At 60.2% G+C, this 15,197-nt stretch carries 13 protein-coding genes; 9 read left to right on the plus strand and 4 right to left on the minus strand.

The window, feature by feature from the left end; all coding sequences use genetic code 11:
• Window positions 1-110: 110 nt before the first annotated feature.
• Entirely contained in the window at window positions 111-4,253 is a 4,143-nt protein-coding gene (locus RMR13_RS08415; protein ID WP_310600193.1) for a DEAD/DEAH box helicase, read from the plus strand.
• On the opposite strand, the gene RMR13_RS08420 is transcribed toward RMR13_RS08415, so the two are convergent.
• The 4 genes from RMR13_RS08420 to RMR13_RS08435 form a co-directional block, all read right to left on the minus strand.
• Entirely contained in the window at window positions 4,254-6,869 is a 2,616-nt protein-coding gene (locus RMR13_RS08420) for a glycosyltransferase (RefSeq protein WP_310600194.1), read from the minus strand.
• A 223-nt stretch (window positions 6,870-7,092) separates the two neighbouring features.
• Window positions 7,093-7,923 (minus strand): DNA repair protein RecO, encoded by an 831-nt coding sequence (gene recO / locus RMR13_RS08425; RefSeq protein WP_310600195.1) that lies wholly within the window; start codon window positions 7,921-7,923, stop codon window positions 7,093-7,095.
• Window positions 7,920-8,729 carry a helix-turn-helix domain-containing protein gene (locus RMR13_RS08430; protein ID WP_310600196.1) on the minus strand — a complete coding sequence of 270 codons (810 nt, stop codon included), beginning with the start codon at window positions 8,727-8,729 and terminating at the stop codon, window positions 7,920-7,922. Before RMR13_RS08430 ends, recO begins: the two co-directional genes overlap by 4 nt.
• 97 nt (window positions 8,730-8,826) lie before the next feature.
• Window positions 8,827-9,810 (minus strand): SurA N-terminal domain-containing protein, encoded by a 984-nt coding sequence (locus RMR13_RS08435; protein WP_310600197.1) that lies wholly within the window; start codon window positions 9,808-9,810, stop codon window positions 8,827-8,829.
• A 46-nt stretch (window positions 9,811-9,856) separates the two neighbouring features.
• Between RMR13_RS08435 and RMR13_RS08440 the strand changes: the two genes are divergently transcribed.
• The 8 genes from RMR13_RS08440 to RMR13_RS08475 all read left to right on the plus strand — a co-directional run bounded on the left by RMR13_RS08440 (window position 9,857) and on the right by RMR13_RS08475 (window position 15,174).
• Window positions 9,857-10,213: a hypothetical protein gene (locus tag RMR13_RS08440; RefSeq protein WP_310600198.1), complete on the plus strand. Its 357-nt coding sequence runs from the start codon at window positions 9,857-9,859 to the stop codon at window positions 10,211-10,213.
• Window positions 10,214-10,223: 10 nt separating this feature from the next.
• Entirely contained in the window at window positions 10,224-10,703 is a 480-nt protein-coding gene (locus tag RMR13_RS08445) for a TlpA disulfide reductase family protein (RefSeq protein ID WP_310600199.1), read from the plus strand.
• Between the two features lie 124 nt (window positions 10,704-10,827).
• Window positions 10,828-11,013 carry a selenite/tellurite reduction operon protein ExtJ gene (gene extJ / locus RMR13_RS08450; protein WP_084312596.1) on the plus strand — a complete coding sequence of 62 codons (186 nt, stop codon included), beginning with the start codon at window positions 10,828-10,830 and terminating at the stop codon, window positions 11,011-11,013.
• Window positions 11,014-11,137: 124 nt separating this feature from the next.
• Complete coding sequence (locus RMR13_RS08455) at window positions 11,138-11,830, plus strand: methyltransferase domain-containing protein (protein ID WP_310600200.1); 693 nt, start codon at window positions 11,138-11,140, stop codon at window positions 11,828-11,830.
• 78 nt (window positions 11,831-11,908) lie between these two features.
• Window positions 11,909-12,574 (plus strand): bifunctional precorrin-2 dehydrogenase/sirohydrochlorin ferrochelatase, encoded by a 666-nt coding sequence (locus RMR13_RS08460; protein ID WP_310600201.1) that lies wholly within the window; start codon window positions 11,909-11,911, stop codon window positions 12,572-12,574.
• Window positions 12,571-13,389, plus strand: coding sequence for a c-type cytochrome biogenesis protein CcsB (ccsB, locus tag RMR13_RS08465; RefSeq protein WP_310600202.1), 819 nt, complete (start codon window positions 12,571-12,573; stop codon window positions 13,387-13,389). Before RMR13_RS08460 ends, ccsB begins: the two co-directional genes overlap by 4 nt.
• Window positions 13,379-14,671 carry a glutamyl-tRNA reductase gene (gene hemA / locus RMR13_RS08470; RefSeq protein ID WP_310600203.1) on the plus strand — a complete coding sequence of 431 codons (1,293 nt, stop codon included), beginning with the start codon at window positions 13,379-13,381 and terminating at the stop codon, window positions 14,669-14,671. The genes ccsB and hemA overlap by 11 nt, the downstream gene beginning before the upstream one ends.
• The gene (locus tag RMR13_RS08475; protein ID WP_310600204.1) at window positions 14,668-15,174 is read left to right on the plus strand and encodes a hypothetical protein; all 507 of its coding nucleotides are present in this window, start codon (window positions 14,668-14,670) and stop codon (window positions 15,172-15,174) included. Before hemA ends, RMR13_RS08475 begins: the two co-directional genes overlap by 4 nt.
• The last annotated feature ends 23 nt before the right edge of the window (window positions 15,175-15,197 follow it).

The raw sequence follows: 15,197 nt of genomic DNA on the forward strand, positions 1-15,197 counted from the left end.
GAAGAGTGCCCCGTTGATTTTCAGCATGTTGTTTCAAGCGGAAAAAAGGCGTTGTGAAAGCATCGAACACACCTCTTCCATCGGCACCACCCGGTCCTCCACTCGATCAGATGGCCTCGCTCCAGGCTGTCGCCACCCTTCCCGCAGCGGAGCAGTTGCTGCTGCAATTTGTTTCCATTGTCTATGAACCCGTTTCCGCAGGATTTCTTGGCCGATGTCTGGTCGGGCTCGATCCTTCGCTGTTCGGGGATCGCCGCCCCACCAACGAAGAAATCGGAGAGATGGTCGTCCGGTTGCGGAACAAGGGGTTTCTGAACGCCAAAAATCAATGCCCACCGGTATTGGCGGAACTGCTGACCCGACAAGCCATCAGCCAAAAACGATTTGCCCGGCTGGCCTCCCTGATCGAAAAATCCGCACCGGTCGATTACATGCACGGCAAATGGCCGACCAGGTGCTGGCGGGCCCTGCGGCAATTCCGTATCGGGTTGTACGGCCAGAATTTCGACAAGCTGGACGAGGCCTTGGAGTTTCTTGAGCGGGAATGCCACCGGTATCTGGATATTGAGCCGCCGGCGGTACTCGTGGCCGCCCGGGCGTTCGATCCGGACTGGTTCACCGCTCTGCCCGGTTCGCTCCAGTTTTTTCTCCTGGATCAGGTCGTCCGGTATTCGCTGGAGCGCCTGCACCGTTTCCCCGCCATTTTTGCCTATCTCGAAAACGAACAGGCCCAGACCGTCCCGACGGACGAGCGGATTCCCTTTCGCCGTCTGCTGGCCGGCGCCTATCTGCTGCAGGGCCGTCTGGACGATCTTCGGTCCCTGTTGGAACGGCACGGCGACTCCTTCCTCGGTTCAGGGTTCGCGGGGGCCGAGGCCTTCCTCACCGGCGACACCGGTCTGGCCCTGGAGCTTTTCGCGGAGGACCTCCGCCATTTGCAGCAGTATGCAGGCACGGAGCCCTGCTTTTTTTTCGGTATTACCGGCCTGTTCTGCATTTTTGCCCTGTTGGCCCGCGAGGGCGAGGGCGACCGCGATCGCGCCCGGGAGGCGGTGGCCACGGTGCTGGAGCGCTGCCACCGCGGCTGTGCCGAGGAGGTGCCGTTTCGTTTTCTTGACGCGGTTCTCCGTGCAAACAGAGAAACCCTCCCCGACATGCTGGCCCTCACCGAGGGACTGGCGGCCGACGACCGCAGCCTGAGCTCCCTGATCGCCCTGTTGGCCCTGCATTGGATGGGTGTGGAAGTACCCGTCGATTTCCAGGAAATGCTGCTGCGTCTGCACCTCCGGGCGCACGAAAGCGGTTTTTTCTGGGTGGCGATGGAATCGGCGGAATTGCTCTCCACTCTGGATTCGTCCCAGGCAGGCATGCACGAATGCGCCCGGGATCTGGCCGGACAACTCAACTGCCGCTTCCTGACCCACATCGTCGCGCCCGATGCGCCTTGGAAGCAGAGCCTGCAGGAGTTGATCGAGGTAACCAGCCGGATTCGCGAACCGGAGCGATCCACCCGTTTGTGCTGGCTGGTCGAACATGCGAACGGCTCCCTGGAATTGAGTCCCAGGGAGCAGAAGCGCTCGGCCGCCGGCGGTTGGACCAAGGGCCGGAGCATTGCCCTGCAACGGCTGCTGTTGGATCGCGAGATCGACTATTTGACCGGCCAGGATCGGGCCATCTGCGCCGCACTCATCCCCATGGAGGAAAACGGGGCCAAGAACGGAGGCCATGTCTTCGATCCGGAACGGGCCTTGCCCGCCCTGGTCGGCCATCCCCTGGTTTTTCTCAAACGCTCTCCCCAGACCCCGGTCGAGATCGTTGCCGGCGAACCCGAACTGGTGGTCGAACGGCGGGGCGAGTCGCTCTTCATTCATTTTTTCCAGGACATCGGCGATGGTTCGGTGGCGGTCTGGCCCGAGACCCCTACCCGGTTCCGCATCATCCGCATTGGCGAGGAACACCGCAAGGTCGCTGAAATAACCGGTCGCGACGGCCTGCTCGTCCCGCTTGCCGCCAGCCGCCAACTGTTGGACGCCATCGGCAACATCGCCTCCTTCATGACCGTCCATTCGGCCATCGAAGTCCCGGGCGAGGAAATCGCCGCCGAGCTGGTGGAAAGCGATTCCACCATCCGCATGCACATCATCCCCTATGGTAGCGGGTTCCGGATCGAACTCTTTGTCCGGCCGTTCGGGGAGGGCGGCCCCTATCTCAAGCCCGGGGTCGGGGTGGCGAATCTGGTGTGCGAAATCAACGGCAAGCGGCTGCGGACCAAACGCAACCTGCGGCTGGAGGAGCAGAAGGCACGGGAGATCGAGGAATCGTGTCCCATTCTCGATCTGGCGATCGATTTCGAGCAGGAGAACAAGCGGGAGTGGCATCTGGTCGACCCCGAGGAATGCCTGCAGGTCTTGCTGGAAATCGAGGAGATCAGGGATAAGGTTGTCTTGGAGTGGCCGGAAGGGGAAAAACTGGCGGTTCGCCGCCAGGCTGGGATCAACCAGCTGAACCTGAATATCCGCACCAGCCAGCAGGATTGGTTTTCACTTTCGGGCCAACTGAAGATCGATCAGGACGAGGTGATCGAGCTCAAGACCCTGCTGGACAAGGTCCGCGAAACCAGAAGCCGCTTCATCCCCATGGGCGAGGGGCAGTTTTTGGCCCTGACCCAGGAGTTCCGCAATCGATTGGAGGAACTCATCCTTTACGGCACCAGCCAGCCGGGCAACGAACTGGAGGTGAAGATCCATCCGCTGGCGGCCATCGCCCTGGAGGAACTCACCCACCAGGCTCAGACCAAGGCCGATCAAGGCTGGCGGCAGCGGCTGCAGGCCATTGCCGAAGCCCAACAGCTGACCCCCAAGGTTCCCACGACCCTGAAGGCCGAGTTACGTGATTATCAGAAGGAAGGCTTCGTCTGGATGAGCCAACTGGCGCATCTCGGGGTCGGCGCCTGCCTGGCCGACGACATGGGGCTGGGCAAGACCCTGCAATCGATCGCGGTGATCCTCAGTTTGGCCCATCAGGGCCCGTCTCTGGTGGTGGCCCCCACCTCGGTGTGCATGAATTGGGAGGCCGAGGTACACCGTTTCGCGCCAACGCTTGCCTTCCACATGTTTTCCGAGTCGAACCGGGACGAGATCATCCCCACCCTGGGGAAATTCGACGTGCTCGTCACCAGCTACACCTTGATGCAGCAGGAAATCGAGCTGCTGGCCCAGGTCAGGTGGCAGTCGATCGTGCTGGACGAGGCCCAGGCGATCAAGAATGCGGCAACCAAGCGGTCCAAGGCGGCCATGCGTCTGGATGGCCGTTTCCGCCTGATCACCACCGGCACGCCCATTGAAAATCACCTCGGGGAGTTGTGGAATCTCTTCGGCTTCATCAATCCCGGCCTATTGGGCACCTACAAGCAGTTCAACCGGCGGTTCGGCATTCCCATCGAGAAATATCACGACCGGGAGGCGCGCCGCACCCTGAAGAAGCTGATCCGGCCCTTCATGCTTCGGCGGATCAAGTCGCAGGTGTTGGAGGAATTGCCGCCCCGGACCGAGATTACCCTCCGGGTGGAGATGCAGGACGAGGAGATGCGGTTTTACGAGGCCCTGCGGCAGCAGGCTATTGAGAATATCGAGGGCAGCAGCGAGAAAACAGGCCGCCACCTGCGCATTCTGGCGGAGATCATGCGATTGCGGCGGGCCTGCTGCAACCCCAGGCTGATCAACGAACAAATCGACATCCCCTCAACCAAGCTTCAGGTCTTCGCGGAAACGGTGGAGGAACTGCTGGGTAGCGGCCACAAGGCCCTGATTTTCAGCCAGTTTACCGGCCATCTGGCCTTGATCCGGAATTTTCTCGACGAGAAGAAAATCGCCTACAAGTACCTGGACGGCGCCACCCCCACCAAGGAGCGTCAGGAACAGGTGGAAAGTTTCCAGGCAGGAGAGGGCGACCTGTTTTTGATCAGTCTGAAGGCCGGCGGCCTGGGATTGAATCTGACCGCCGCCGATTATGTCATCCACATGGATCCCTGGTGGAATCCGGCGGTGGAGGATCAGGCCGCCGACCGGGCGCACCGAATCGGCCAGAAGCGGCCGGTGACCGTCTACCGGCTGGTCACTGCCAACACCATCGAAGAAAAAATCGTGCGCCTCCACCAGGAAAAGCGCGATCTGGCCAACTCGCTGCTCGAGGGGGCCGATGTCAGCTCGCGGATCAGTGCCGAGGAATTGCTCGAACTGATCCGCGCCAATTGATCATTCCTCCTTCAATCCCCGCAACGGCGCCATTACGCCGATCAGCTTGGCCGGCAGCTTGGGCATGCCGCTGATCAGGGACACCAGCACCGAGGCCGCATAGGGAATGGCCTGGATGGCCAAAACCGAGGTCCAGATGCGAATGTCGAGCATGTCGCTGTCCTTGCGCAGCAGAACCCCGACGATCGCCAGCGCCAGGGCAATAACGAACAGCAGTTCCTCGCGGGCGTCGCCCAGCGCCTTGATGATGGCGTTGGCCTGCGCGTTCTTCGGGGTCCGGAAAAAACCGATCCGGCTGGTGAGGAATCCGGTCAGCATGGCCCGGGCGATGGTATGCGACAGGGCCAGACCGGCGAGCCCCGCCGCCAGACTCTGCCGGCGGGTGGCGGTTACCCTGGAGCGGTAGAGAAAGAACATCTTGAAGCTCTTGAAGAAAAACAGCATCGCCGGCAAGGAGGCGAAAGCAATGGGTGGTGGGGACAGGTAGTTGGGGAAGAAGATCATGCCCCACGACCAGCCCAGGGCCAGGATGTTGAACAGCATGTTGATGCCGTCGGCGAACCAGGGCAGCCATCCGGCCAGGAAGTGATAGCGCTGGCCCCGGGTGAGCCGGGTCGGCTCCAGGCCGAACATGGTCATCATGTGATGGCGGAGAATGAGCACCGAGCCGTAGGCCCAGCGAAACCGCTGTTTTTTGAAATCGAGGAAGGTGTCCGGCATCAACCCCTTGCCAAAACTGTAGGGAGTATAGTTGGCCGCGTATCCCTTTTCGAAGATGCGCAGCCCCAGTTCCGCATCCTCGGTGATGCACCATTCGGCCCAGCCGCCGACCTCGTCGAGTACCTTGCGCCGGACCATGGTCATGGTGCCGTGTTGGATGATGGCGTTGCGTTCGTTGCGGGTGACCATGCCGATCTGGAAGAACCCGCGGTATTCGGCCAGGCACATGGCCTTGAAGGCGTTTTCTTCGCCGTCGCGGTAGTCCTGGGGGGCCTGGACGATGGCCATATTCTCGTCGGCGAACTGGGGCACCAGGGCCCGCAGCCAGTCGGGGTCGACCATGTAGTCGCTGTCGATCACCGCCACCACCTCGGCCTCGGGGGCGGTTCGCTGCAGGGCGTAATTGAGGGCGCCCGCCTTGAAGCCGGAGAGCGGGTCGACATGGAAGAAGCGGAAGCGCGGGCCCATGGTCTGGCAATGGGCGGCAACCGGCTCCCAGACGGCCGGATCCTTGGTGTTGTTATCGATGATCAACACCTCGAATCGGGGATAATTAAGGGCGGCCAAGGCATTGATCGTGTCGATCATCATGTCCGGCGGTTCGTTGTAGGCGGGTACGTGGACCGAAACCATGGGCAAGGCGTCGTCGGGCACCGCTTCGAGCGAAGTCGGCTGCGGCAGGCGCCGCCATTTCTTGATCCACAGCGATTCCGCCCATTCGTGCGCCTCGGCCAGGATGACCAAGATGGCGCCGGTGGCGGCAAAGAGGAGGACGACCCCCACCACCAGGGTGGAGGCGGTCATGTACTGCTGCTGGAAGTCATAAACCATCCAGACGGCAAAGGTCGTGATGGCATAGGCGATGATGGCGAGAAAGCCGCGTCCCCGGTCGAGGAGGCCCCTGCTGTCCCGGAACAAAAACAGCAGGAGGATAACCGCCAAACCGATGCTGATCGTCGCCAGTTCGCGCCATTGGGGAATGGTGATGACCGGCTTGATGAATTCGAATTTCGGCTGCCGCGCGTCGTTGTAGACCCCCCAAAGGCTGCCGGCCTCGCCTTCCAGATCCTTTTTCCAGATCTGGTCGAAGGCCTCCATGATGTAATAGGTATAGTTGTTCTTTTCGGCCACATCGAGAAAGCGGCGCAGGAATTTGGCCTGGTTGGCCGGGCTGGCCACGGCTTTCTGCCGGATGCGGCCGCCGCTCGGCCAGCCCACCTCGGAGATGACGATTTCCTTGCCGGGGTAGCGCTGCTTGAGTTCGTTGTAGCGCATCACGCAGTAATCGACCGCCTCGTCCACCGGAATGCCCTCCCAATAGGGCAAGAGATGGACCGCGATAAAATCGACATGCTCGACCAGCTTCGGATACTGGAGCCAGACATGCCACGGTTCGGCGATGCTCACCGGCGCCCAGACGGATTTCTTGACCGTTTCGACATACTTGATCATCTGGTCGGCGGTCTGCTCGCCCCGGAGCATGACTTCGTTGCCGACCAGCACCCGGATGATGTTACGGTGGTTTTCTTGGTAAACCTTGATCAGCTTGGCGATTTCCTCGTCGTTGCTCTCGGTGTCGTCGGTGATCCAGGCGCCGAGCGTGACGTTGAGGCCCCGGGCCGCGGCCAGCCTTGGAATCTCGGCCAGGTTGTCCTCCACGGTGTAGGAGCGCACTGCGTGAACATCGCCGGCCAGGATGGCAAGATCCCGGTCGATCTGTTCAACACTCGGATAAATTCGCTTGCTGGGGGACTGTCCGGCCCGGAAGGGAGAGAAGGAAAAACCTTGGATCTTCGAAGGCCAGGACGGCTCCATGTCGGGCGCATTGACCACTTTCCAAAGAAGAACGGCAAGGCAACCCATGAGAATGGTTATGATCAGGCCGGAACGGTTCATAGGGCGCGTGTGGGTTGAGAAATGGAATAAGGTGACTGCGGGCTTGGACAAAAAAAGGGTGCGATTTTTTTGCCCGGATTCTCCGGGCATGCAGCTGGAAAATCGCGTCGGCACAACAACGGATTGTGCGATGATTAAATGAAAACCCCGGCACAGTCAAGGGCCATCTTGTCTAATTGTTGACAATAACAGCGAGAATAGGCGCGGCCTCGTGCCGGAGACTCTAACCGTCCCGATCGGCTCGTTCTTTTTCGTCCGGCATCTCCGAAGTCGGGACATCCCGGTGGGAAGGGCCGTCCAGCAACGGGCGGAGAAGACGCCAGGAATGGACATCCTGCTGCAGGAGATGGAGGGTGAAATGGTACAGGGCCATCATCGCTTCGCCCAGGGCTTGTTGGGAGAAGCGCAGGCGGTACAGCCGGTCGAGTTCGAAAGACTGCGCGCTGGCCAGCAACCGGATGGTCTGGACCGACAGGCGCAGGGCATGGCTGGTCTTGCCTTGGGCGCAGGCATCGCACAGGAGCGAACCCGAGCCGGGCAGGAAAATGTAGCGGCGTTGTGCCAGCACCGATTGATGACAGGCCGCACAGCGGTCCAATTCGGGACGGTAGCCGACGGTTTCCAGCAGATGCAGGTGGAAAAGCGTGGCGATCTGCTGCGGGGTCTTGCCCCGGTCCAAGGCGGCAAGGGCCCATTTGAGCAGGATGTACAACCGCCGGTCCGGGTCGTTGTCGCGGGTAAACCGCAGGGTCAGTTCACCCAGGTACATGGCGGCGGCATATCGGCGAAAATCAATGCGCAGCGACACATGCGCGGCCAGAAGTTCCGCTTCGCTGATCAGCAACAAGCCCGCCGGACCGCGCGGCGGCCGGTAGAAAAAATGGAGCAGGCTGAATTCCTCGAGCTTGTTGACAAAGCGATGCTTGCTTTTCTTGGCGCCTTTGGCAATACCCGTCACCCGCCCGAGGTCGGGGCAATAGAGGGTGACCAGTTTGTCCGCCTCACCGTAGTCAACAACGCGCAGAACGATCCCGCACGTGCTGCCAAGATTCATCGAGCGGGAGTGGCAGAGGAAGAAGGTGCGGGGGGCAGCTGGAGCAGATAACGGCCGCCGGAGCCGGCGGGAAAGGAAAGCGGGGTTCCGTTCAGTTGCAAGTCGGCACTGTCGGGCTGAAAAAATTCGAGCGACATCTGCTTGTCCGCCTCCCACAACACACTGGCGCCCTTGGGGTAGGTGTGTTCAAAAGCGGGCTTGTGATCGAGCGTAACAAGAACCCGGCTGTCTTGCTTGAAAAATGCCTGGACCTGGACGTTGTTGTGCTGACCGCCGTTGCTGGTTGCCGGGTCGGCGGGATGGAAGAGCGGCTTGGTGGAGGCGGTGGCAGGGAAGAGCTTGTCGGTCAGGAAGGCAAAGGGATTCCAGGAAAAGTAGAGGCAGAAGGCGGTGAAGGAACAGACGATCAGCAGAAAGAGGATGCTGGCGATGGTGGCCGAGGAGACATGGGCCGGCTCCGCCAGTTTTTTCGGCGTCAGCTGATTCCTGCGCAGGCTTTGCTGCAAGGGGGTCAGTTGAGGACGTTTGCCCCCGTCGCGTTCGAGGAAAAAGCGGGCGGCAAGCGTGGAGCCGTCCAACTCCAGAAAGGCGGCATACAGCGTGATCAGGCCTCTGGTGAAGGAATCGGCCGGCAGTCGGCCAAAATCCATGTTTTCGATCGCCTCCAGGGTGGCGCGCGAGATCTTGGTGGCTGCGGCCACTTCCTCCAAGGACAGCGATTTGTCCCGACGCGCCTGCCGAAGTTGTTCGCCCACCGAAAGCGGCGTATCGGCGGGGAGTTGGGGTGAAGTCTCCTCAGTGCTCATACAATACAATCGATCAAAGGATGGTAAATATCCCAGCCAGGAATGCGGGGGGCTTGTTTGTTGCGAAAAAGAGAGTTGATCCGATTTGTTGGCAAAATCAGAGGATTTTGATGTAGGCCTTCTCCCGAATGGAGATCAGCCAATCCTTGAAGCGTTGCTCCAGAGCCTGCTGGTACAGCTTCTCCCGAATTTGCTCCTTGACCTCGTCAAAGGGTTCCCGGGCGACCGCTTGGCCTTGCTGGTGGGAAACGAGTTTGAAAAAGTGGTAGGCGTTATCGTGCTCGACAATCCGGCTGATCTCGCCGGGTTTGAGATGAATAACGGCATCGCGGATGAAGGAGGCCATCTCGTCTTGTTGAAAGTGTCCCAGGTCGCCACCTTCCGTGGCAGAGGGCAAGTCGGAATATTCCTTGGCCAATTCCTTGAAATCCTTTCCTTTCGATGCAAGCGCATGGGCTTTTTCAATCTTTTGCTTGGCCTCTTCCTGCGACGGGGTGGTCCCGCTTGAAGTTGCGGTCCCCCATATGCATCCTATCTGCTGGAGATAGTACTCGCCGCCCTCGGCGACGGAGAGGTAGTGGGTGTTGTAATAATCGCGAACGGCACTGTCGGCAATGACCACCTTGGTGCGCACCTCGTGGTTGATCAGCTTCGAACTCAGGATCTGCTCCCGCAATCCTTCGCGGTACTGTTTCTCGCTCATCCCTTCGGCGGCGATGTCCTTGCGGAACTGTTCTTCCGTGGTTTTGCTGTTGGCGAGTATCCGCTGAAACGCGGTTTCCACTTCCTGGTCATTGACCTGGATGCCAAGTTTTTTGGCTTCCTGGATGATGAGTTTCTTTTCGATCAATTTGTCGATCACTGCCAGCCGGGCCTCTTGCAAGGCGGCCTCCCGTCGGTCCGCCGGTACTTCGTCCGTTACTTTCTTGAACAGGGACTGGCCGAATTCATTGACCTCCGAGAGGGTGATGGTGTCGTCGTTGACGACGGCAACGCTGCGGTCGACGACATTGGCCGAGACGCCGGACAACAGAGGCAGCAACAGAAACAAGGCGGAGAAAAAGACGGTTCTCGATAACATGAGCACAGAAGGGGGCGAGGAGGTTTGGCAACAGGAACTTGCGATCATGACGAACAATACGTGGACTATCTACCCGGAACACGGTCAGGGCGCAACGGTTTTCACCGATGGAGCCGGCTTGTTGAAAGAAAAAGGCGGACATGGCTTGCGCCATGGCGCTTCGCTTGCTAGGATGAATGCCACGAGAACAATCTCCCCGTTGTTCTGGAAAAGTATGCCGCTCGCAAACCAGAGGCAGGCATGCGGTCAATCCGGCGGCGAGGGGCACAATTCGGTGAAAGTCGGCACATTGTTCGCGCTGCCGCCTGCCGCGGATTCGGATGGTGGTGGGGAGCCCGGTTGCGGAAAATCGGGGCGCTCCCGGCGATGGCCGCGGGAATTGAATGTTTTTACACCTTTTTGAGGCTGTGACGATGAAAACGATCAAAACACTGGTCCTCGGTCTGTGTCTGCTTGCCTGGACCTCGCAAGCGCGGGGTGGGGTTGACATGCCGGCCTTTTCGCTGCCAGCGGCTATCGACGGCTCGATGGTCGCCAGCGAACATTACCGGGGCAAAGCCATGCTGATCACCTTTTTCGCCACCTGGTGCCCGCCGTGTCTGCAAGAAATTCCGACCTTGAAAGAGTTGCAGGTTAAATTTCAGCAGCAGGGATTTTCCGTGGTCGCCCTGGCGGTGGACGAGGGCGGAAGCGACGTGGTGGCGCGGTTGGTGCGCCAGGCTCACATCAACTACCCGGTCCTGATGGCCAACAGGACGACAACCCGCGATTTCGGCAATGTGGTGGCGCTGCCGACCTCGTTTCTGGTCAATAAAAACGGACAAGTGGTGAAGAAATATCCGGGCTACGCCGCCCGGGGCCTGCTTGAACGGGATATCGAATCCGTCCTGTGACCGCGAGCCAACGCTGCCGGGGCGATGGTTTGCTGTTGACAACCAGAACGGTATTCTTTAGATTCCGTGGCAGGAAAGAGGCGCTATTTTGTTTTGACATCCCACATGAAATAAGGAGTCCGTCATGAAAAAGGTTGGAGTTGCAGTGATGGTTGCGGCTTTTGTGTTGAGTGCAGGTGCGGTTTTCGCTGCTAAATGCACGGTTGACAGTGTTGATGGCAACAAAGTGACTGTCACTTGCGATAAGGTTGATGTAAAAGCCGGCGACACCGTAACCGTCAAGGCCAAGAAAGCCCTGGAAGGTTGCTGATCGCCTGAAGTTTTGCAGTTGAGAGACGAAGAGCGGGTCGATGGTGTCGGCCCGCTCTTTTTTTATGCGTCCACGGGCAGGATCGTCCCGGCTGGCGCGAACCCGGTTTTGCAGAGGAACGGAAATGGATCCACAGACCCTGCCGGAGAGTGAGCGGGCGTTGTACAACGCGATCAAGGCCCGCTATTCAGTGGTTTTTGAACCGCTTCGAATCAGGGAGCACCAGCTGCAGCTGCTGAAACTCACCGATTTAGAGCAAATCCTTGACGGCAAGGACCCGTTGAAGGATGTGTCCACCTTCCCGTTTTGGATCAAATTGTGGGAAGCGGCCATCGTTCTGTCGGAGTTCATCGCCGGCATGCCCTGCGAACAGGAGACCAGCGTGCTCGAGCTTGGCGCCGGCTTGGGCGCTCCGGGCTTGACCGCGGCGGCGGCGGGGTATACCGTGACCCTTTCCGACTATGAGGAGATGATTCTTGATTTCGAGCGCATCAACGCGGCGGCCAGCAACTTGACCAACGTGCGGTTTTCGATGCTCGATTGGCTCAATCCACCGGAGATGGAGCGCTACGATATCATTCTCGGGGCCGAGATCCTGTTCCGGGAAGAATTCTTCGAACCGCTGCTGGGCATACTCCGCAAGGCGCTCAAACCCGGGGGAGTGGTTTATCTGGCCCATGATATCAAGCGCCGCAGCCTGGAACCCTTCCTAAAAATGGCGGAGCAGGAATATCGCATCGCCGCTTCGCAGCGGAAGCTGAAGAGTCTGGAGCAGGACAAGGTCATCCTCCTGACCCGGTTGCAGCCGCGCCATTGACCAACGCCATCGCGGCAACGATCATGGTGACGGCGGCAGAAAGAGGCAACTGAATCGGCAGGGAACCGGTGAATCGAAATGTACCCACTTGCGCTCAATATTGGTCAGCGATTGTGCGTGGTTGTCGGCGGAGGCCGGGTCGCCGAGCGCAAGGTTCGGGGGATTCTGGCGGCCGGCGGCCTGGTCAGGCTGATCAGCCCGACAGCGACCCCGGACTTGACCGCCCTGGCCGATCGCCACGCCATCGAATGGGCGTGCAAGCCGTACGATCAAGAGGAACTGAACGGGGCCTTCCTGGTTTTTGCGGCGACGAACAACCCCGAGGTGCAGCGCGCCGTGCATCGCGATGCCCGGGCGGCCGGTCTGTTGGTCAATGTCGCCGATGCCCCGGAGTTGTGCGATTTCCAGGTGCCGGCAACCATTCGTAGAGGCGATCTGGCGATCAGCGTCGCCACCGGCGGCAAAAGCCCCGCGGTGGCCGCCATGGTCAAACGGCGGCTTGACCGATTCCTTGGCGAAGAGTACGGTTGGCTCACGGCGCTTGCGGCCCTGCTTCGCGAACAAATCCTGGCCGAGGAACCCGATTCCGAACGGACCAGGGAGCTGTTCCAGCAACTTCTCCACGACGATATCGTCGATTGGCTCCGGGACCGGCAATGGGACGATGTCCGCCGGCATGCGGAGCAGGTGCTCGGCCGCCCGATTTCCTTCGATCCGGAATCGTTGACCAAGGAGAATCCATGAGTTTCCTGCTTTTTCAGACCTGCGTCGTCGTCTATCTGCTGGCCACGGCCGCCTATCTGGTCTTCTTCCTGACCCAAAAAAATTCGCTGCGCCAGACCGGCAGGGCGATTTTTCTGATCGCCTTCGGCCTACACTCCGCCAACCTCGTCGCCCGGGCCATCGAAACCGGTCACACCCCCATCACCAGCCACCACGAAACGATTTCGTTTTTCGCGTGGTCCCTGGGGTGCTGCTATCTGTCGTTTCGCTGGCGGTATGCGGTGAAGAACCTCGGTGCCTTTGTCAGTCTGCTCGTGCTCGCGCTGATGTTGATCGCGGCCTTTTCGTCGCGCAGCATGCTGCCGCTGCCGCCGGCCCTGCAATCCCTGTGGCTGCCTGTCCACGCCTCGATCACCCTGTTTGCCGACGGATTTCTCGCCCTGTCCTGCATCGGCAGCATCATGTATCTCTTGCAGGAGCGCGAAATCAAGAAGAAGCGCTTTGGCCTCTTCTATTCGCGCCTGCCTTCCCTGGAGACGCTCGATAAGCTGAACCATCACTGCCTGAGCATGGGATTTCCCCTGTTCACCCTTGGCCTGATCACGGGTTCGCTCTGGGCCAAACAGGCCTGGGGAGCCTATTGGCAATGGGATCCCAAGGAAACCTGGTCGTTGATCACCTGGTTCCTGTACGCCGCGACCGTGCACCAGCGGTTTACCGTCGGCTGGCGGGGGCGGCGGGTGGCGATTCTCAGCATTGTGGCCTTCCTGTCGGTCCTGTTTACCCTCTGGGGTGTTTCTTTCCTGCTGGAAGGAGTCCATACCTATGTCTCGTGACGCCATCGTCCTGCTGGGCGTCAACCACAAGACGACGCCCCTGGCGGTCAGGGAAAAACTCGCCCTTTCCGCCGGTTACGATGAGCCTCTGCAGGCCTTGGGGCAGCTGGAGGAATTGCGGGAATACTATCTCCTCTCCACCTGCAACCGGGTGGAGGTGCTGTTCACCTGCCGGGACGTGGACCGGGCCCAGCAACGGGTGCTGGATTTGATGTTCGGCCGGGCCATCACCGCCTCCGAACTGGAGCAGTACGTGTACCGTCATGTCAATGTCGACGCAGTGGAGCACCTGTTCCTGGTGGCCGCCAGCCTGGATTCGATGATTGTCGGCGAGGCCCAGATTCTGGGGCAGTTGAAGGAGGCGTATCGCCACGCGACCAAGGTCGGAAGCAGCGGTTTTATCCTCAATAAATTGCTGCACAAATCGTTTTCGGTCGCCAAGCGGGTGCGGACGGAAACCCGGATCGGAGCCCATGCGGTTTCGATCAGTTATGCCGCGGTGGAACTGGCCCGGAAGATTTTCGGCGAACTGGCCGGCAAAAAGGTTCTGCTGGTCGGGGCCGGTGAGATGGCGGAACTGGCGGCCGAGCATCTGGTGCGCCAGGGAGTCGCCGAGGTGGTGGTCGCCAACCGGACCCTCCAGCGGGCGGTCAACCTGGCCCGCTGCTACAACGGCCGGGCGGTTTCCTTAGAGGAATTGCTCGATCAGCTGCAGCAGGTCGACATCATCATCAGTTCGACCGGGGCGTCCGGCCTGATTCTGCAGAAGGAGGACGTGCGCCCGGTGATGCGCGACCGGCGGAACCGGCCGCTCTTTTTCATCGATATTGCCGTGCCCCGGGACCTCGATCCGGCCATCAACGATCTCGACAACGTTTTCCTCTATGATATCGACGACCTCCATAATGTGGTCGAAATGAACAAGTCCGAACGGGACAAGGAAGCGGTCAAGGCCCAGCGGATCATCGACGAAGAGAAACTGAAATTCGGCAAATGGTTGGCCAACATGGAGTCGACCCCGACTATCGTGCAACTGCGCGCCATGGTCGAACACCAGGTCCGCGCCGAGGTGGAAAAAACCATGGGCCGCTTCGACACCATGGATGGGCAGCAGCGGCAGGGATTGGAAAAGATGGTGGCCGCGATCACGGGCAAGGTCGTGTTCCCGGCCCTGCACTACCTCAAGACCGACCGCCACTGCACCGGCCTGCCCGAGCGGATCAAGGCCATCAGGGAACTGTATCTCCTCGACACCGCGTCCAGCGACCGGGAGGAATCGTGATCGCCGGCGAGCGGGACGCCCTGCTGGAGGAAGAGGAGTTGCTGGTCCGCCATTCGGGGGAAATTCCGGAGGTCGCCCTGCACTCCAGCCTGTATTATCTCCGCGAAGATGACGAGGGGCCGCGGCTGCGCCTGACCGACGAGGAAATCGGACATCTCGAGGAGGCGGCCCTGGCCCGCTACCAGGAAATCATCCTGCGCGACCTCGACCCCGCCAACAGGAATCGTTCGTTGTTCCGGGGGATTCGCCGGGCCAATCACAACTGGTACCGCTTGGTCCGCTTTTGCCACAAGACCGGTCGCTCATACGAAGAATTCCGTCTGCTTGCCGCCGCCGCCCTGCTGGGATATCTGCGCCTGGAGGCGGCGGAAGTCGCCACCGGCGAGCACGTGCCTTCGATCAACTGTTCGGCCGACGCCCTGTTGACCTTTGCCCTGGCCATGGGCATCGACCAGGCTGCCCTGCCCGCCGGATGGACCGGCTTGTGCGAGCAGAATGGATGAGGGGTTGAGCGGCGCGGCCCGAG

It is taken from the genome of Desulfobulbus sp. (assembly GCF_031547805.1).
GTDB lineage: Bacteria > Desulfobacterota > Desulfobulbia > Desulfobulbales > Desulfobulbaceae > Desulfobulbus.

Bases quoted from the DNA above. Each gene is read 5' to 3' on its own strand.
- RMR13_RS08415 (WP_310600193.1), top strand. From the start codon at position 111: ATGGCCTCGCTCCAGGCTGTCGCCACCCTTCCCGCAGCGGAGCAGTTG.
- RMR13_RS08420 (WP_310600194.1), bottom strand. From the start codon at position 6,869: ATGAACCGTTCCGGCCTGATCATAACCATTCTCATGGGTTGCCTTGCC.
- recO (WP_310600195.1), bottom strand. From the start codon at position 7,923: ATGAATCTTGGCAGCACGTGCGGGATCGTTCTGCGCGTTGTTGACTAC.
- RMR13_RS08430 (WP_310600196.1), bottom strand. From the start codon at position 8,729: ATGAGCACTGAGGAGACTTCACCCCAACTCCCCGCCGATACGCCGCTT.
- RMR13_RS08435 (WP_310600197.1), bottom strand. From the start codon at position 9,810: ATGTTATCGAGAACCGTCTTTTTCTCCGCCTTGTTTCTGTTGCTGCCT.
- RMR13_RS08440 (WP_310600198.1), top strand. From the start codon at position 9,857: ATGACGAACAATACGTGGACTATCTACCCGGAACACGGTCAGGGCGCA.
- RMR13_RS08445 (WP_310600199.1), top strand. From the start codon at position 10,224: ATGAAAACGATCAAAACACTGGTCCTCGGTCTGTGTCTGCTTGCCTGG.
- extJ (WP_084312596.1), top strand. From the start codon at position 10,828: ATGAAAAAGGTTGGAGTTGCAGTGATGGTTGCGGCTTTTGTGTTGAGT.
- RMR13_RS08455 (WP_310600200.1), top strand. From the start codon at position 11,138: ATGGATCCACAGACCCTGCCGGAGAGTGAGCGGGCGTTGTACAACGCG.
- RMR13_RS08460 (WP_310600201.1), top strand. From the start codon at position 11,909: ATGTACCCACTTGCGCTCAATATTGGTCAGCGATTGTGCGTGGTTGTC.
- ccsB (WP_310600202.1), top strand. From the start codon at position 12,571: ATGAGTTTCCTGCTTTTTCAGACCTGCGTCGTCGTCTATCTGCTGGCC.
- hemA (WP_310600203.1), top strand. From the start codon at position 13,379: ATGTCTCGTGACGCCATCGTCCTGCTGGGCGTCAACCACAAGACGACG.